The sequence below is a fragment of the Chitinophaga silvatica genome (genome assembly GCF_003419895.1).
In the GTDB taxonomy this organism is placed as follows: domain Bacteria; phylum Bacteroidota; class Bacteroidia; order Chitinophagales; family Chitinophagaceae; genus Chitinophaga; species Chitinophaga silvatica.
Map to the genome: position 1 here is coordinate 162,261 of NZ_QPMM01000010.1, position 17,136 is coordinate 179,396.

Sequence of the window (17,136 nt, forward strand, 5' to 3'; positions counted from 1 at the left end):
TCGATTAAATTGATATATTGATAAAATTTCTTTTCAAAACTAAGGGTCACTCCTCTTTTCTTTGCTTCAAATCTTTTAAAACCCCTTTTTCCTGTGATAAACCTGAAATTATCTGCTTTAAAAAGGAGAACGTAAACTCTTGCGAGCGTACGTTGCTCCCTTACCTTATCTAAAAAACCATCTTAATTATTCTTTAAGCGATCCTGCTCTGCTTCCAAACCTGTCTGACGATTACGAGCTGCTTTCACATTATTATTACCGAAACGATAGCTGAAGTTGATTCTAACCTGTCTGTTATCGTTGTTATTTCTAACCGAGGTAAACTGACCCGCATTTTCAAACGTTCCTCTGAAATAGTTGGTATTTAATACGTCTAGCACATTCAGCTTCAGTGTACCTTTATTTTTCAGGACTTTTATTTGCACACCCAGATCCAGGCTTCCTAAACTTTTCATATTCCATAACCCTTGCTCAGTTACCTGTGGCGATAAATAGAAGTAGGTAGCTTCTGCGCTTACTTTCTTAGTAAGAGTAAATGTATGTTGGGTACGGCCGAAGAAACCAAAAGAGTTCAGACTAACTTTTTCATTATTTAATACTGATTCAAACATATTGTAGTTAGCTGTGAACATAGTAAAGCTCATCCACCATTTTGTTATTGGCATCGGTACTGAAACGTTCAGACTAATTCTGTCTGCCTTGGCTACGTTCATAAACTTATGCTTTAGGATAATGGTATCGCCACTATGCGGGTCAACTCCTGCTTCCAACACTTTGGTAACCATATCCTTAGTATGAGAATACCCCAGTGATGTTATTAAGAAATCTTTGAAGGTATGTGTTAATTCAACACTGTTGGTATATGAAGGTCTGAGGTATGGATTACCACTTTCGCTGGTATATCTGTCGATATAAAACTCAAATGGATTCATATCATCATAGCTGGGGCGTTGAATACGACGGCTATAAGAGAGCCCCAAGCTGTTTTGAGCATTCACCTTATATGTCATAGCCATACTAGGGAAAAGATTCACATAACTCGAATCATTATTTATAATATTATCCTGTTGGTTTTTGAAAGAGGTAGATTTACTGTTCATATGCGTATACTCTGCTCTCAAACCAGCCTGGAAAAACAGTTTGTCAAATTGCTTACTGAAATTCATGTAAGCGGCATTGATGTTTTCTTTATAGATAAAGTTATTAGAGCGATTTGTATCAAAGATCCAGTTTGCACCTCTTAAGCTATCAAATTTCACATCATTATCAGTGGTCACAAAGCTGACTTTAAGACCTGCCTCTAATTTGGCTTTATTTTGTAATGGGTGGACGTAATCAATTTTTGCGGTTTTAATATCAACGACAGAAGGTTGTTTGCTTCTGGTGGTATCGCCGGCTAATGGTTTTCCCAGCACATTATAACTATTGGTAAACAGATCTGTATTTTGTTTATCACTGTTTCTGGCGTAGTCCAGATCTATATTTAATTCTTTCCCGGTAGAATCAAGAATTCCTCTATAGTTCAGATTATATGCACCTCTTTTCCATTTGCTATCGTAATAGGTATTACTTCTCAGGATAGAATCAATACCTTTTCTGGTACCCATTTCAGTTGTACCATTGGTAGGAAACTGTGGGTTGCCCATTGCAAGATCCATCATTACTCCTATGGTATTGTTCTTATTTATGAAGTAATCGGCACCGATCTTACCTCCCTGGTAATTAGACTTCTGTTTCATTTCGTTATACTGTTTGAAGACACGGTCATCGTTCTTCCAGATACGATCTACAAACAGTTCGTTTTTTTGCTGTCTGTAGCTATAGTTATATGAACCGAAGACGTTAAACTTTGCGTTTCTGTGGTTCAGGTTAATACCTCCGTTATAACGTGGGAAGTAGCCATGAGCGGCTCCTAATGAAAGGCTACCGTTGGTACCATAGTTAGTGTTCTTTTTCAACTTCAGATTAATAATACCTGCACTACCAGCTGCATCATATTTGGCGGAAGGATTGGCGATCAATTCTATTTGATCCACACTGGTTGCAGGCATATTTTTCAGCATTTCAGTCAGATCGGCGCTCGACATATTTGTCTGTTTACCGTCCAGCATTACTACAACACCACTTTTACCTTTCATAGAGATATTACCATCTTTATCTACGGTAACGGTTGGAGATTTTTCGAGGGCTTCCAGCGCAGTACCTCCAGAAGCAGAGATGCTGCTTTCTACATTTACTACCAGTTTGTCGGCTTTCTGTTCAATGAAGGCTTTTTTGGCTGAAACTTCTACTCCTTTTAATGTTTTTGAAGCAGCAGTAAGTTCCAGTTCCGGAACTTGAAGGTTTGTTCCATTTACTGTAAATGCATTGGTATAGGCTCTGTTCATTCCCATGGCAACTGCAGAAATGAGGTAGCTTCCAGGTTTAACCTGTTCGAAGTCATATTTTCCATTAATGTCTGCAACAGCTCCTTTAACTAAGGAAGAATCTTTTGCTTTTAATAATGTAACGGTAGCAAATTCTACCGGTTTGTTTCCACCCTGGGATATTTTACCATTTACTATCGGAGAATTTTGGGCAAACAGACTTAAAGCTGAAAACAATGTGCTCATTGTCAAGATACTAGCTTTAAAATTTGATTTCATATAAATTGCGATTTAGAGGATTTTTAGAACTTTGGTTTAACTACTACAGTGGTTTAACTACTACATTAGCTTAACTACTACAGTAGATTAACTACTACGATGTAAAAGTAGGTATTATGCATTACATAGTACATAACGATACATAAACGGTTTATAAATGGTGATGAACGGTAAAAATTTAACTTTTTGAAAAATGAGACAATCTGAGAGGGCCCGGAGAGGCATTGGTATCAGATGGTAAAATGTATTTCAATAAGGAGACGATTCGAAAAGGGAAAGGTTGCAGTATTTAGCGATTTTTTTTGAAATTTGATATTATTATATTGATAATCAATTAATTAATTATTTTTTAGGTTGAAATTGATACAGATATAGAATATTTTAAATATAAATTTTGATTTTTTGTGTAATGCACTTTTTCACGGCAGGTTTCAATATCCCTGGATGATGAGGCAAACTATGGCTATTAAGTAAAGGAATAATATTGGATTTCTAATTTATTGGGTAACATTCATTAGCGTAGGCTTGTCCAATCATATTAAGAAGGGGATTGATTGAATATTGAATTCAATTTAATGGACTGGGTTCCTTTACCGTAGGTTGGGCAGGGGTAAACCCTGCCCCTACAGGATTTCATCGAAACTATATTTTCATCTGGTAGATATATTTCATATTAAACGTCAATCCAATAATTTCATTTTTGTAAAGAAACAATTCTACAATATAGAAACTGTGATTCGCTGAAGCCCTGTTGGGCAGGGGTTACCCCCTGCCCAACCTACGGTTAACGAAATTTATCAATCATTTAAAGACTATAAAATCGGAGCCCATCCCTCTTGATTTAATAGCCCCTGCCCTGCCAAAGGCCGCGGAAAGTAAGGCATACAATTAGAGATCAAATATTCATGAAATCTATTTCCTTAGCTTAATTACATTGGTGCAAGCCCCCGTTCAACCTACGGTCAGAGAAGGCTGTTAGTCATTTTAGATCTGTCAACCAGTAATACTATTAGACTTCCCAACAATCCTTATTTATATCTCAAGAAAAATCAACAAAAACCTCTCTTCTATAAAACTAAAAAACCGGGGATGCATCACGAATGATACATCCCCGGTCTATTAATTATATAATTAGATCAATTCAATTGTTCATCGATCCTGACATCAAAATTTATTTTAATATCTTTTCTACTTTGTTTACGCTGATGAAATACATGCATAATGAATACAAATTTGGTCATTACAAGCAGAATAAGCGTAAGTATCAAAGTACTTTTCAACCCTAACATCAATTTCTCTTTACTAAACAAAACTGGTGCAAAAAAAGATGATTCCTGTCCCCAATTCGATGTAAAATCTGAACCTGGTAAATAATCAGTATATCGGTTACCTGGAGTGAATTGTGCAAGATAGCTGATAGAAACAAGTTGATTTCGTAGCTTTTGAAGATCTGTTGATTTACCTATGGCGGTAAAACATAATGCTCCGTTTCTACCCAACAACCTGATTTCATAATTTATAAGCGAAGAGGAACCTTTGGATTCAAACTTGAAAATCTTCGCCAGATGCAGACTATGATTAAATTTATTGAAATAAGGAGGGAAAGCCCAATCGATTGTTTTTATTGTGCCAATTGATCTGCGATTGCGAAGTGCATTATCTTCCTGGATTTCTTCTTTCATGTTACGCATCAATCTATTATAGTTAATGCGCTGTGCACCTTCTTCGCTCAAGTAACCAGTTGGTTCAAAAGAAATAATGATACCAGTCAAATCCTTATCCATCGGACTAGTACGATCAGGAATTAAAACTCCGATGGTATTGGTATTTTCATTATTCCCCCAGAGTTGTTCAACCAATACTCTACTTTGTTGACCATCCAGTAAACGGTAACCATCTGGAATCTTTAAGGTGGCCACCTGACCAAGTGGTTGTTCTCCTACCTTATAAGAAAAGGATGCGACAATGAGGTCAGACGAATCCAACTTCTCATATCTGCTTAAACTATCTTCCCTTGAAAGCCCGAAAACCTGGACGCCCGAAACCAGGAAGCATAGGAATGCACAAAAGCTGTAGTACAATTTACACATAACTTTAATAGCTATAAGTTTATATACCAGCTCAACAAACATGGATAAAGACAATAAATAAAGGAAATGGTCAGAAGAACAGTATCAATATTACACTCAAACGGTGCTACTATAACTCTGTGTACAAATTAAACCTAATCTTTCATGTACTGCAATAACACATTTAGTACATTTATTCGTTTTCCAACTGAAGGGAAGCTAACATTTCCGGGAGTTCACGTTGCACTAATTCAAAGAATTCCCGCTCCTCTTTTCTGATGTGGGCTTCCAGGTTTCGTGCTAATGTATCCATTGCTGCATCCATATTTCCAGACTCAGAAAGTGCGCTATACATTCTCGAAATTAACAAGTGCTCTTCCTGCAATTCATGGATCATCTTATCAACCGCCGGATTCTGGCCCAACGATTTTTCAAACAGGTATTCCTCTTTTTGAATGTGAGGAACCATAACTTCCTGAAATAAGTTTACAATATATTCTAACCTGGCTTGTGTCTCTAATGGAAAACCTTCATATGGCGCAGCATCTTTCTTTAAATACTGGCATGCAAAAAGTAAGCGCTTGTGATCGTGCGACAGCGTAATGAGGGAAGAGTGGCGTTTCATAAATTAGGATAAACTCGCAGTATTCTTTTTTCGGCAATAAATAATGAAAATGATTCCTCCAATTACCAACAGAGTAGATATAATTTCTGCCTGAGTAGGATGAAATCCAAAAATATCGTAGCGCGTATCTACTCTGATCTTTTCTATGAAGAATCTTTCAATTCCATTCAGGATCAGGTATATACCAAATAGTACACCTGGTACTTTAATTTTCTTTCTGATTGCCCATAATACAAGAAATAGACCAAGGCATGTTATAATTTCATATAACGGAGTTGGAAAAACAGCTATAGGCAATACTCTGCAGTATTGTCCTTCACAACCGGTCAACTTCACTCCGTCATTTACAACGTTGTGTGGATAACCATATGCAAAAAACCAATCTGGCAAAAAGCCTAAGCCTGAAGGTTTCTCAAAGGAAGCATGAGGAATATTCTCAATTCCTCCGTATTTAGATTGGAAATAATTACTGTTTTTTTGTACAACTTCTTCAAAAGTCATTGGAGCCATCTTGGTAGTACTTCCGGTTTGAACATCTACCGTGTATGCACTATTATATATACCCCAATCACCATCGCCGGCAAACTGACAACCCATTCTACCAATTCCATAAGCGAGCATTAATGCCGGTGCAACGCTATCTACCAACAAACGAAGATTAATATTTTTCTTTCTGGCATACCATAAAATAATAGCCGCAGCTACTATTAATCCGCCGTAAAAAGTTAACCCACTAAATGATAATAATGCACCGATTGGGTCCTGAACAAAATCACCCCAGTTCTCCAGGTTATGAAAAATTTTCGCTCCCAATAACCCTCCAATAGCAGCCATCACAGTAATGTCTGGCACTCTCTGGTGTGGCATTACCAATATATCTTTCTCAACAGGTTTTGGTAAGGCTTTCTTCTTTTTTGAAGCGTACTCACGGTAAGCCATAATCGCTGCTACCGCAATACCACCAATCCAGCTACCCTGCCCAGAGAACATAAAGGATTGTAAATCTTCGGAGGCAGTACTCCATTGAAATGCAATTCCTAAAAACTTAAACCCTAAAATAAAACCAACAATGGCATAACCAATCAAATCGGCCTGAGATGCGGGTTTACCAATGATAATTTTCTCCAGCTTACCCGACATCAATCCTAATTCTTCCCGCCTCTTCAATTCCTTGGTAAATACATAGGCTGCAGCAATGAATGCTATGGCTACGAAAAAGCCAAACGTATTTAAAATTTTCAGGAAAGGAACACTAATGCCGAACAGTTCTCTAAATGCGTAATATAAATTAGGATACATAGCCGAAAAAAAAATTGGTGATCTGAACTTTCCTATGAACAAAGCCGAATTTATCAAAAGGAAAATCAAACCACCAAAGTACGATGCAATTTCGAATTTCTAACTGTAAAAAATAGAAATGTGAATATTTAGCAATATTGTTCAAATGCGTCAACCAGATTTGCAGCAATCATTTGCGCAGATCTGCCTTCAATCATATGACGCTCTATAATATGCACCAATTCTCCATTCTTAAATAAAGCAATCGCCGGAGAAGATGGAGGATATGGTAATAAATGCTTACGAATTTGTTGTACCGCATCTATATCATAACCTGCAAAACTGGTAGTTAATCTGTCTGGTTTTTTTTCACTGTGGGCAACAGCCATTAAAACACCTGGACGAGCAGTGCCGGCCGAGCAACCACATACAGAGTTGATTACCACTAAAGTTGTTCCCTCTTTTTTCAGTGTATCATCCACACTTTCAGGAGTTAGCATTTCTTCGAAGCCATTATCTGTCAATTCAGCCTTTCTAGGCATTACAAATTCCGCTGGATACATATGTCAAGTATTTTATTCCGTTTAAATTTCTACAAAGTTAATTATCTAATAGGATAATGTAAAAAAATGACGAGCACATTAGACTTTTTGACATTCAAAATACAATCAATATGTCAATTTGGCGTAATCTGTAACATAAAAACTAACAAAATAGCAGTTTTACCCCCCTGGTATCTGATTTGTTCAATAGCGAATACAAACAATTTTTGATTTCACGCTAAAAAGCTAAATAGATTATGACACACATTAAATTTAATCAGAGCCCACTTCCAAGAACTTTTGGTGGATTTGTTGAAGATATCCTGAACGGAAACTTTAATAAAGTTGTAAAAGATGATTTCTTAACCAATGATTACTTTACTACCCACCCACCAGTAAATATTGTTGAAACTCCGGAAGCATTTATACTCGACGTTGTAGCACCAGGATTCAGTAAAGAAGATTTTAAAATCAGCGCTGCAGAAAAAACCATTACCATTAGTGCAGAAAAGAAAGAAGCTGCTAAAAACGAAACAGACAAACAGGTTCGCAGAGAGTTCAACTTTAAATCTTTCAAACGCTCCTTCTCTATCAGTGAAGTAGTAGATGCCAACAAGATTAATGCAAAATATGAAAACGGAATCCTGAAAGTAACTCTTGGTAAAAAAGAGAACAAACAGGATGCCCCTAAAGAAATAGTAGTGGAATAAGGGATAGACTTCCTTTAAGTAGGAAGACTGACATGAGGGTTTAATGTAAGAGCGTCTTTACAGGCGCTCTTTTTTATTGTGTATAATTCACACAAACGTTATATCCCTCATTCTCAGGATTACAATACCTTGCTGCCTCAAGCAAGTACCCATGCCAAAGCTCTTTCATAAGTGCTGGTCGGTTATTAAGAACATTTACCTGAATGCTGAGAAGATGGTGATAGGTAATGTTATACAACGAACAGACAATCTCTACGAACAGGCTAAGATCAAATTGCTTTTTGATTATGCCTTTTTCTATATAATTATATTATCATGCCTGCAGATAGTTAATATCATAGCTCAAAATCTGGTTAATCTCATCGTCATACCTTTTATGATTAGTATGCTAATTGCCGGATTAATGCTGATTCATAAAGGAGTAGCTTCCAACAAAGTAGGGAGTTTTATTTCTCTCGCCACGCTGATTACACCCATGTTTTCCTCCCTTTTCAATGAGCAGGACCTGAGCCCGAAATATACCATGATCTGGGTAATGAGCATTTTACTTTGCTATATCACTGTAAATCTGCGCACTGCCCTTATCTGGAGCGGTATTTTATGCGCCTATCTTGGTGTGGTAGCTTATTTAAAAGTAAATCAGTTACAAATCTTTGTAAGCCCGGGCTATTCACCTGGCTTCCAATACCTGGCCAACCCAATTGTTGCCGGCATGTATTTATTGTTTCTGATCAGGGCTCTGGGGCAATACTACAGGAATGTAATCCGGATGCAGCATTGGAATATGATGGAACAGCAAAAGCAGCAACTAACACTGGTAAATCAACACCTGACCAAACAATTTATCTTAGTAAAGGGATTCTCTAAATCGGGGCGCACTGCTTTCTCGAACGGAGAACTGGAATTACTGGATACCTGCTTTTCTGAGATTGAAAAACAGTGCAAAACGGCTATCGATTATCTGAATGATCCAAAAGTTCGTTTATAGCCCTACACATCTGTGTTATTTAAGTCCACAACGCATAATAACAATATTTATTATATAGATATTTAAATATTAACATTTGCAATATTTTAACATCATTTTGATAAAATATTGCGCCCTTTGGAGGTGAATTCAAGCCAAAATGGTTAAAAAAAATTACAACTTTTATGGGCGATGTACATCTTAATCAGTGCAATATCTTTGCTGTATCAATATTCATCAATCCTATTTTCCTTATGCCGGTGAATATCATCTAACCTATGCCATGATGGGCTTTCAGTGATGAAAGCCTTTTTTAGTCTAACTGAAAGATAAAAAAATGAAAAAAATAAGCCCCCCGAATACTCGGGGGGCTTTTTGTAGGATTACTAACCCATTTTTTTAATAACCCAAAATCTTCAGCATACTTTGTGAAGTTTGCTCTTTGGCATATAACCAATCTTTTAACTGTCCGTTTTTATCGTAGCCCACTATTACGTGTTTTGGAGAAGGTATCAGACAGTGTTTGATACCACCATAGCCACTCAATTGATCCTGGTAAGCTCCAGTATGGAAGAATCCGATATATAATGGTTCTCCGGATGCTTGTTGCTTAGGCAGGAACACGGCATTAATATGTTCTTCCGAAGTATAAAAATCATATCCGTCACAGGTTAGTCCACCTAAATGAACCTCCTGGTATTCCTGATCCCACTTATTAATAGGTAACATCAGGAATTTTTCTCCGATACCCCAGGTATCAGGTAAGGTGGTAATGAAAGAACTATCGATCATGTACCATGACTCACGATCGTTCTGCATTTTTTCACCAATTACACTGTAAATCACAGCGCCACTTTCTCCAACGGTGAAAGAACCGAACTCAGTGAATATGTTGGGAACCGGCACTTTATTCTTCTTGCACATGCTCTTGATATTGGCTACGATCTCGTTTACAATATAATTGTAATCATATTCGAAGCCTAAAGAGTGTTTAATCGGAAAACCACCACCGATATTGATACTATCGAGTTCCGGACAGATTTTCTTTAATTGGCAGTAAAGGTTCAGTACACGGTTGAACTGGCTCCAATAATAGATATCGTCCTTGATTCCTTTATTCATGAAGAAGTGAAGCATTTTCAGCTCAAACTTCTCATTTCCCTTGATCTTATCTACATAATATTCAAGAATATCACGAGGAGGAATTCCTAAACGCGAGGTATAGAAATCAAAGCTAGGCTCTTCTTCTGCAGCTACACGGATACCCAGTTTTACCTTATCTTTCGTACGTACGTTACGTTTGTAATCTTCCAGCTCTTCTTTGTTATCCAACACCGGGAGTACATTACGGAAACCACTGTTGATCAGGCGGGAAATTGCTCTGGTATATGCTTTGGTTTTGAAACCATTGCAAATAACATAAATATCCTTGTTGATTTTCTTGCGTTCGTAAAGCTTGTTAACAATATCTATATCATACGCAAAGGAAGTCTCGATATGGATACCATGTTTTAATGCTTCCTCCATAATGAACGAGAAGTGAGAACTTTTGGTGCAGTAACAGTAATAATACTGCCCTTCATACCGGTTCTTCTTAATCGCCTCATGGAACATCTTCTTTGCCTTGTTGATCTGCATTCCAATCTTTGGCAGATAGGTCAACTTAAAAGGCGTACCATACTTGTCGATAAGAGCTTTAATATTTAACCCGTTAAATTCCAGGTAATTATCGTTTACTTCAAAGCCCTCCTGCGGAAACTCAAACGTCTGCTTGACAAGGTCTGTGTAGGTGTTGTTCATTTAAAACTACAAATGAATTTTAGGAATTAGTATTAGAAAACATCAGGATAACAATCCTTCTTTCCCTCACTGGGAAACTCCTGGTTTACACACCTACGTCAGTTCGAACCCCAGCAAAATAGGTTGCAAATCTAAATATTTTGTTGATTGCCACCTCAATTTTTTTCGGGCATAAAGTGTTAAAATACCATGAATAAGAATGCAAATATACAATCAATTATAAATCAATCAATTGAATAGTAATATTTAATATTTTAACTCAATATTTTCAGGCTTTGTTTTCCTTCGCAAAAAAGCAGATCTAAAATGCTCAAATTAGGAATAAACCCTATGCGTTCCTGAAACACCTGGGTATAAGTCGGCTCCCCTGTACTTGCCGGCAACGGTAAAATTGTATCCCGCGCATCTGTTACCCCGGAAGCTGTCACCTCTTTTTGAAACTCATTTGTAAATGTAACCGGGATCGTTAATCCAATCTGACGGTTTACCCATTCCAAACAAGCTATATTCCAATCCAGCAGAAAATCGAAAGGTTTTGAGTAAAGCGTTTCAAGGTCAGCTTCAAAATACTCAAACCACGGAGAGCGACGATAAGCAGACACCAGCGTTTTCCAGTGTAAACTCTGCCACCTCTCTTCATTGCTAATCCGAACATCCTTCATAACAGTGCGCTGATTCTTTCCTTTTGAAAGCGGAACACTCAAAGTAATCCTCCCGTTTGGCCCCGCAATGTAACAACGGTTCCTGTAACTCACCTTCTGGTAATGCTCATAGCGCTCCAGACATAAAACATCGTTTTGAACTAAAGTTTTATATACATCAATCGGTGCAAAATATTGGGATTCAATGAGTAATATTCTCTCACCAGCATTCTCTGTCATAATGTCAAAATTGTCGACTTTACAGCCTTGGTTTTTATTTAAAAGGTAAATCTGATGGCAATGTACACTTCAATCAAACTATCTTAACTAATTAATTTACAATTAATAGAACTAATAATTAAATACGAATAATATTAGTAATGAATGATTTTCAGCCATTTTAGCCAGTTTGCAAAAATACTAAAGATTTTAGTTGGAAAAATGTTGATTTTTATTGAACAAGCGAGAGAATTTAAAAATACGTAATTCTTATAACAAGATAATTATCAACCATATAATAATTACCTGATCTTTAATATGCTTCCGTTAAAACTTTCCCAATTCAATTTCGTTCCTTTGATAACTTATACCTTTGCCGTAGGTTTGAACATTAATATATTCCGGGTTATTACATGAAGATTTTCAAAATATTTATAGCAGTTATTCTGGTAGCTATCATAGCAGCCTCATGCGAGAAAAATAAAGATATCCAGTTCGTGCGGGTTGCCGGTATCAGTATGGATGAGATCGGTATGTCCAAAAGCATCGTAAGCATGACCCTCGCCTACTATAATCCAAATAATTACCGACTTCAATTAAAGGACGCAAAATTCGACATATTTATCGATGATACTGAAGTAGGTCATTCTATGCAGGATACAACCATCGCTATTCCTGCCCGGGATACTTTTTACTTTCCGGTGAAACTGGAAATAAATATGGCCAACGTCATGAAAAATGCGATGAGTCTGCTTGGCAATAGTGAAGTGACAATTAAGGCAATGGGAAATTGTAAAGTAGGTAAAGCAGGTATTTTTGTTCCGTTCCCAATTAAGTGCGAAACCAAACAAAAGCTCAATTTCTTTTAATTGCCAACTGGCAATGTAGTTTAATCAATTGTTGCTAATAAGTATACCAGCTCCAATAAATGCTGGCATTCCAGAATATTCCGAACCGGAGATAACTCTAATTGCTTCCGCAACTTGTTAATATCTGATTGCAACTCTCCATTTAACAGCCCCTGCTGTTTGGCTGCCTGATAGGCTAAAGCAGTTTTCAAAGCTGTTGCTTTGATTCGTAAAGTATGCGGAACATGCCTTCCGGGATGAACATGCACATAACTTTCACCCTTAGCCTCCCGCAAGATCCACTCAGAACTATCACTTAATTTTATTGTAATAAATTCTTGGTGCGCAATCAGGTAATTATGAAAAGCCGAGTGCTCAAAAATGCCCGATTCTTCCAAAAATCCCTTGATTTCACTAATAATCTCCGGTAATGAAAGCAATCCGGTATACATATCCATCTGCGAGGCTCCTAGCTTTTTCAGGAGAATGAATACTTCAGGGAAAGGTGTCTGAGCAAGTACCTGATGTAATACTCCCAGGTGATGCTTAAGTGGGTTAAATAAAAAAGGAACGGGTAACTCTGCTTGTTTGATTAAAGTCATAGTTACCCGTTCCAATATTATTAAGGATTAGTGTTTCTTATCCATTCCACCTCCATCTTCCGGCTTTTTGCAGCAGGTAGGAAGTTTAGCGTAAGATTCAGGATTAGCAGTTACATTGTCTGCATCATAACCTGCATTAGCGATACCGGTTTTGATGTTTTCGATATTTGTGCGATCAGTCCAATATTTAACAGTAGTGATATGCTTTTTTACATCCACTTTAACAGATTGCACTCCTTCTTCATGGCCAATATATCTTTCGATACGGTTCTTGCAAGACTCACACTGAACGGTAGGTGTGTTGATCTTAACCGTTTCAATAGATTTCTGCTTTTGTTGTGCCATAGCAGTGCTAACACTGGCAAATAAAACTAATAGGAATAATTTCAGGATACGCATAATTGTAAATATTAGAGTTCGAATATACCAAAAAAAGTTATTTCCCCCATTGGTCAGGAGCAGTTCTCCATGCTTGTAAAGTTGCTATTTCTGCTGCGGATACAATTCCTTTTTCTTCGGCCAACGCAATCAATGCATTATAGTTACTCAAAGAATAAAAAGGTACGCCTGCCGCTTCAAAAGCTTTTACCGCTACATCAAAACCGTAGTTGAAGATAGAAACCATACCGATTACCTCTCCTCCTGCCGCTCTGATAGCCTGAACAGCTTCAAGGCTACTTTTACCGGTAGAAATCAGGTCCTCTACTACCACTACTTGCTGGCCAGGTTGCAAAACCCCTTCTATCTGATTTCCCATTCCATGCTCCTTCGGTTTCGAACGTACATATATAAATGGTAATTTCAACTGGTCTGCCACCAACGCACCATGCGGAATACCCGCAGTAGCTACACCCGCAATTACGGCTGCATCCGGGAAAGTGGTAAACACCAGATTACATAATTCTGATTTAATGTAATCTCTGACATAAGGGTAGGATAATGTTTTACGATTATCGCAATAAATGGGCGATTTCCAACCAGAAGCCCAGGTAAATGGATTTGCCGGGCTTAATTTCACCGCCTGTACCTGCAGTAATTTTTCTGCAACTTGTTTTTCGCTTATTGTTGTCATACAAGCGCCAAAAGTACTATCATTTTTATAATAAATCGTCGTTTTCCCTCATCTGCCAGTCCATTCTTTTCGTATTTTATTTTATAATTCTTCATTCTATCATTCTTACATTTGCCCCATGCAAGAAAACATTACCATTTATTTAAACGAGCGGCCCTTACTATTGTGTGCAGATTCATCACCTATTCCTGCACATCTTTCTAACGCCAAAATATATGAGAATCCTGATTACCAGAAAATGGAATCTGTCTTACAAAAATTGGAAAATGGTAAAAAAGAAGCTGCTATTTTTGTAGCTCCTGATGTGAAACAGTTACTTAAAAAAGTTACACTTCATTTTACCCCAATTGTTGCGGCAGGTGGATTAATCACCAATCCGGCCGGCGAAATCCTGATGCTGTTCCGCCGTGGTAAATGGGATCTGCCTAAAGGAAAGCAAGATCCGGGGGAAGACCTGGAAACATGCGCCATCAGAGAAATAAAGGAAGAAACAGGTTTATACTCTATAACGTTAGAGCATAAACTCACTGAAACTTTCCACTATTATCCTATGAAAAATAAAAAGGTATTAAAACATACCTACTGGTATAAAATGCTGTTCACCGGCACTGAATTAACTATCCCACAAATCGAAGAAGATATACAGGATATCGAATGGATTAAACCAGAAAATATTAATAAATACCTGAAATACTCTTATGCTAATATCAGAGAGGTATTCCGGGCTGCAGATATATAAAAAGAAAAAGGCACTTTAAGTGCCTTTTTCTTTTTATTTTATTGAACGAACTGCAACCGTCAACCTACTCACACATATCAAATTATGCTCATCGTCAGTAATCCGAATATCCCAAACATGGGTAGACCCTCCAATATGCAGTGGCTTAGCCAGGGCATGCACGTATCCGCTTTTTACGCCTCTGATATGGTTGGCATTGATCTCCATTCCAACACAAATCTGTTTTTCTGTATTAATAATTAACCAGGATCCAATGCTCCCCACTGTTTCGGCCAGTGCTGCAGATGCTCCTCCATGCAACAACCCATACGGCTGAATAGTACGATGATCTACCGGCATCATTGCCCGCAAGTAATCGGGGCCAATCTCAGTAAATTCCATTCCCAGCCAATCGCCCATTGTATTTTCTCCCTGCTCATTCAATTGTTCCAGGGATATATCCTTAGAATACCAGATCGTTTTCATACTATTACTTTTTTAATTTCTTGATACCCTCCAAAACTGCTTCAGGCAGAAATGAAGATACATCTCCTCCATACCTGTAAATATCTCTGACCAAAGTTGAAGCAATACTGGAATATTTTGGAACCGGGGTCAGAAATATTGTTTCTATTTCAGGAGCTATTGTTCTGTTAGCATCTGCAATAGCTTTTTCATATTCGAAATCACTTACATAACGTATTCCCCTCAAAATAAACCTTGCATCAATCTTTTTGCAAAAATCAATGGTTAAACCCGTATAGGAAGTAACTTCTACCTTAGGTTCATTTTTATAAATCTCCTTAATCCATGCCATTCGATCTTCCAGATTAAACATCGGAGCCTTATTACTGTTCAATCCAATTCCAATTACAATTCTATCAAACAAATCAATTCCTCTGTCGATAATATCTGTATGTCCAAGCGTAATAGGATCAAATGTTCCCGGAAATAGACATGTTTTCATGCTGTAGATTATTTCTTAAGTGATGCTCTATTGATAAATATAGAGAATACGGTTTCTCCGTAGTTTCGTTCTGAACGGTACCAACTATAATCTTTAAACTTATTTTGTTGTGTATGTTCAACAACCAGCCACCCTTCAGGGTTAAGCAAATCCTGTTCAAATACTTTAATAGGAAGCTGATCAAGTGTTTCCATCATATAAGGCGGGTCTGCAAAGATCAGGTCAAATTTCTCTGTACACTGCTGCAGATATTTGAAAACGTCCATTTTCACGACTTTCAAATGTTCTATTCCCAATGATGTAGCTGTTTTACTGATAAAAGCCGCCATAGCGGGGTCTTTTTCCACTATTGTCAGATCTGTTGCTCCTCTGGAAGCCAGTTCATAAGTAATACTTCCGGTTCCTCCGAAGAGATCTAATGTTTTTAAGCTTGAAATGTCCAGGTTGTTCTCTAAAATATTGAATAAACCACCCTTGGCAATATCTGTAGTAGGCCGTGTGTGCGGCATCTTTGCGGGCGGTTGTATTTTCCTTCCCCCACTGTTCCCTCCGATTATACGCATAATGCTAACGCATACAAATTATGAAAAAAATAACCCGGTATTTCCTGCATTTTAGTGATGTAATTAAATCCAGGAACCCGTTGAATCCACTCGAGATGTGGAATAAACTTATACATTTCCTGGTAAACACCTGCATCTGTAGCTACTGTTCCACCTAATTTCACCTTCACTAACTGCTCATTCAGCCCTAATTGCCGTAGGATATTCACCATTGCATAAACCACATCCAGCCCTCCTTCATAGTCGGCTTCCTTCTGTATTAACAGTTTTCCACCTTTATAAACAGTCATTGTAAAGCTCAGCTGCTCAACTTCTATGAATACAATTCCTTCCGCTGCATTAAAATCAAAATCCATCGGATAGGATTGCAAAAGGGCTGTATTTGCATGGATTACAAGATCAGTAGAAAACTCTTTCCGCAGAAAACCCAGCAAATCCTTATCTACACTGTAGATATTTACGGCATCCATCTTATTGCTCTGATCTGCCAGCACCGCTTCCTGTATTTTTTCAGATACCGAAAAATGCAGATAATCCTTTTTAAGCGAAGGATTATAATAGCATGAAGGTACAATTACCTGGTCGCTGGTCTTAAATGCCAGCAATACAGATTTAAAGGCTGTTAACAGGAGTTTATCCGTATCAAAAACCTGTTCAATCATTTCCAAATCCGCCACAGCCAGTTTACTAGGCGTATATTTGTAGGATTTCAGGGCAAGAAACTTATTGGCTGCTGTATCGTACACTACATAACTAAACGTCCCATTCCCCACAAGCACTAATAAACTACAGGCAGTGAGATCTGTTTCCAGTAAAGTTTCATCATCTACTGTAAAAGCTGGAAATATGTTGTAAGCTACGTGCATATTT

General features: G+C 37.6%; 18 protein-coding genes. 4 read left to right on the plus strand and 14 right to left on the minus strand.

All coding sequences use genetic code 11. The features are described 5' to 3' along the window. Nucleotides 1-182: 182 nt before the first annotated feature. The 5 genes from DVR12_RS18525 to DVR12_RS18545 all read right to left on the minus strand — a co-directional run bounded on the left by DVR12_RS18525 (nt 183) and on the right by DVR12_RS18545 (nt 7,180). Entirely contained in the window at nt 183-2,645 is a 2,463-nt protein-coding gene (locus DVR12_RS18525) for an outer membrane beta-barrel family protein (RefSeq protein ID WP_116977279.1), read from the minus strand. A 1,136-nt stretch (nt 2,646-3,781) separates the two neighbouring features. Then, entirely contained in the window at nt 3,782-4,735 is a 954-nt protein-coding gene (locus tag DVR12_RS18530) for a DUF2167 domain-containing protein (protein ID WP_158563303.1), read from the minus strand. A 172-nt stretch (nt 4,736-4,907) separates the two neighbouring features. Further along, the gene (locus DVR12_RS18535) at nt 4,908-5,339 is read right to left on the minus strand and encodes a hemerythrin domain-containing protein (protein WP_116977281.1); all 432 of its coding nucleotides are present in this window, start codon (nt 5,337-5,339) and stop codon (nt 4,908-4,910) included. A 3-nt stretch (nt 5,340-5,342) separates the two neighbouring features. Then, complete coding sequence (locus tag DVR12_RS18540) at nt 5,343-6,638, minus strand: prolipoprotein diacylglyceryl transferase (protein WP_116977282.1); 1,296 nt, start codon at nt 6,636-6,638, stop codon at nt 5,343-5,345. A 128-nt stretch (nt 6,639-6,766) separates the two neighbouring features. Beyond that, nucleotides 6,767-7,180, minus strand: a complete 414-nt coding sequence (locus tag DVR12_RS18545; protein ID WP_116977283.1) for a BrxA/BrxB family bacilliredoxin — start codon at nt 7,178-7,180, stop codon at nt 6,767-6,769. A gap of 236 nt (nt 7,181-7,416) precedes the next feature. Between DVR12_RS18545 and DVR12_RS18550 the strand changes: the two genes are divergently transcribed. Further along, on the plus strand, nt 7,417-7,869 hold the full coding sequence (locus DVR12_RS18550) for an Hsp20/alpha crystallin family protein (protein ID WP_116977284.1): 453 nt from the start codon (nt 7,417-7,419) through the stop codon (nt 7,867-7,869). A gap of 151 nt (nt 7,870-8,020) precedes the next feature. After that, a complete protein-coding gene (locus DVR12_RS18555; RefSeq protein WP_116977285.1) occupies nt 8,021-8,857 on the plus strand; it encodes a hypothetical protein in 837 nt (278 codons plus the stop codon). Between the two features lie 378 nt (nt 8,858-9,235). Here the strand turns inward: DVR12_RS18555 and DVR12_RS18560 are convergent, their stop codons facing one another. Together DVR12_RS18560 and DVR12_RS18565 are read right to left on the minus strand one after the other, a co-directional pair. Next, a complete protein-coding gene (locus tag DVR12_RS18560; protein WP_116977286.1) occupies nt 9,236-10,636 on the minus strand; it encodes a type III PLP-dependent enzyme domain-containing protein in 1,401 nt (466 codons plus the stop codon). A 254-nt stretch (nt 10,637-10,890) separates the two neighbouring features. Beyond that, nucleotides 10,891-11,517, minus strand: coding sequence for a WbqC family protein (locus tag DVR12_RS18565; RefSeq protein ID WP_116977287.1), 627 nt, complete (start codon nt 11,515-11,517; stop codon nt 10,891-10,893). 392 nt (nt 11,518-11,909) lie between these two features. On the opposite strand from DVR12_RS18565, the gene DVR12_RS18570 reads away from it, so the two are divergent. After that, a complete protein-coding gene (locus DVR12_RS18570; RefSeq protein ID WP_116977288.1) occupies nt 11,910-12,365 on the plus strand; it encodes an LEA type 2 family protein in 456 nt (151 codons plus the stop codon). Between the two features lie 20 nt (nt 12,366-12,385). Here the strand turns inward: DVR12_RS18570 and DVR12_RS18575 are convergent, their stop codons facing one another. From DVR12_RS18575 to pyrE, 3 genes are read right to left on the minus strand one after another with little or no spacing between them, the layout of a single operon-like run. After that, nucleotides 12,386-12,946: a hypothetical protein gene (locus DVR12_RS18575; protein ID WP_116977289.1), complete on the minus strand. Its 561-nt coding sequence runs from the start codon at nt 12,944-12,946 to the stop codon at nt 12,386-12,388. A 27-nt stretch (nt 12,947-12,973) separates the two neighbouring features. Continuing rightward, on the minus strand, nt 12,974-13,345 hold the full coding sequence (locus DVR12_RS18580; protein WP_116977290.1) for a heavy-metal-associated domain-containing protein: 372 nt from the start codon (nt 13,343-13,345) through the stop codon (nt 12,974-12,976). A 37-nt stretch (nt 13,346-13,382) separates the two neighbouring features. Next, entirely contained in the window at nt 13,383-14,018 is a 636-nt protein-coding gene (pyrE, locus tag DVR12_RS18585) for an orotate phosphoribosyltransferase (protein ID WP_116977291.1), read from the minus strand. 118 nt (nt 14,019-14,136) lie between these two features. On the opposite strand from pyrE, the gene DVR12_RS18590 reads away from it, so the two are divergent. Further along, on the plus strand, nt 14,137-14,757 hold the full coding sequence (locus DVR12_RS18590; RefSeq protein WP_116977292.1) for an NUDIX hydrolase: 621 nt from the start codon (nt 14,137-14,139) through the stop codon (nt 14,755-14,757). A gap of 33 nt (nt 14,758-14,790) precedes the next feature. Here the strand turns inward: DVR12_RS18590 and DVR12_RS18595 are convergent, their stop codons facing one another. Genes DVR12_RS18595 through DVR12_RS18610 form a run of 4 tightly spaced genes read right to left on the minus strand, consistent with a single transcriptional unit; the run spans nt 14,791 to nt 17,132 of the window. After that, nucleotides 14,791-15,222, minus strand: coding sequence for a hotdog fold thioesterase (locus tag DVR12_RS18595; protein ID WP_116977293.1), 432 nt, complete (start codon nt 15,220-15,222; stop codon nt 14,791-14,793). 4 nt (nt 15,223-15,226) lie between these two features. Then, the gene (gene coaD, locus DVR12_RS18600; protein ID WP_116977294.1) at nt 15,227-15,703 is read right to left on the minus strand and encodes a pantetheine-phosphate adenylyltransferase; all 477 of its coding nucleotides are present in this window, start codon (nt 15,701-15,703) and stop codon (nt 15,227-15,229) included. 8 nt (nt 15,704-15,711) lie between these two features. Continuing rightward, entirely contained in the window at nt 15,712-16,212 is a 501-nt protein-coding gene (locus DVR12_RS18605) for an RsmD family RNA methyltransferase (RefSeq protein WP_233522426.1), read from the minus strand. 44 nt (nt 16,213-16,256) lie between these two features. After that, entirely contained in the window at nt 16,257-17,132 is an 876-nt protein-coding gene (locus DVR12_RS18610) for a DUF3822 family protein (protein ID WP_116977296.1), read from the minus strand. Nucleotides 17,133-17,136 lie beyond the last annotated feature (4 nt).

Excerpts from the sequence above, each read along its gene's own strand:
- DVR12_RS18580 (WP_116977290.1), bottom strand. The coding sequence starts at position 13,345 with ATGCGTATCCTGAAATTATTCCTATTAGTTTTATTTGCCAGTGTTAGC.
- DVR12_RS18540 (WP_116977282.1), bottom strand. The coding sequence starts at position 6,638 with ATGTATCCTAATTTATATTACGCATTTAGAGAACTGTTCGGCATTAGT.
- DVR12_RS18565 (WP_116977287.1), bottom strand. The coding sequence starts at position 11,517 with ATGACAGAGAATGCTGGTGAGAGAATATTACTCATTGAATCCCAATAT.
- DVR12_RS18530 (WP_158563303.1), bottom strand. The coding sequence starts at position 4,735 with ATGTGTAAATTGTACTACAGCTTTTGTGCATTCCTATGCTTCCTGGTT.
- DVR12_RS18575 (WP_116977289.1), bottom strand. The coding sequence starts at position 12,946 with ATGACTTTAATCAAACAAGCAGAGTTACCCGTTCCTTTTTTATTTAAC.
- DVR12_RS18560 (WP_116977286.1), bottom strand. The coding sequence starts at position 10,636 with ATGAACAACACCTACACAGACCTTGTCAAGCAGACGTTTGAGTTTCCG.
- DVR12_RS18605 (WP_233522426.1), bottom strand. The coding sequence starts at position 16,212 with ATGCCGCACACACGGCCTACTACAGATATTGCCAAGGGTGGTTTATTC.
- coaD (WP_116977294.1), bottom strand. The coding sequence starts at position 15,703 with ATGAAAACATGTCTATTTCCGGGAACATTTGATCCTATTACGCTTGGA.
- DVR12_RS18545 (WP_116977283.1), bottom strand. The coding sequence starts at position 7,180 with ATGTATCCAGCGGAATTTGTAATGCCTAGAAAGGCTGAATTGACAGAT.
- DVR12_RS18535 (WP_116977281.1), bottom strand. The coding sequence starts at position 5,339 with ATGAAACGCCACTCTTCCCTCATTACGCTGTCGCACGATCACAAGCGC.
- DVR12_RS18570 (WP_116977288.1), top strand. The coding sequence starts at position 11,910 with ATGAAGATTTTCAAAATATTTATAGCAGTTATTCTGGTAGCTATCATA.
- DVR12_RS18525 (WP_116977279.1), bottom strand. The coding sequence starts at position 2,645 with ATGAAATCAAATTTTAAAGCTAGTATCTTGACAATGAGCACATTGTTT.
- DVR12_RS18610 (WP_116977296.1), bottom strand. The coding sequence starts at position 17,132 with ATGCACGTAGCTTACAACATATTTCCAGCTTTTACAGTAGATGATGAA.
- DVR12_RS18555 (WP_116977285.1), top strand. The coding sequence starts at position 8,021 with ATGCCAAAGCTCTTTCATAAGTGCTGGTCGGTTATTAAGAACATTTAC.
- DVR12_RS18590 (WP_116977292.1), top strand. The coding sequence starts at position 14,137 with ATGCAAGAAAACATTACCATTTATTTAAACGAGCGGCCCTTACTATTG.
- DVR12_RS18595 (WP_116977293.1), bottom strand. The coding sequence starts at position 15,222 with ATGAAAACGATCTGGTATTCTAAGGATATATCCCTGGAACAATTGAAT.
- pyrE (WP_116977291.1), bottom strand. The coding sequence starts at position 14,018 with ATGACAACAATAAGCGAAAAACAAGTTGCAGAAAAATTACTGCAGGTA.
- DVR12_RS18550 (WP_116977284.1), top strand. The coding sequence starts at position 7,417 with ATGACACACATTAAATTTAATCAGAGCCCACTTCCAAGAACTTTTGGT.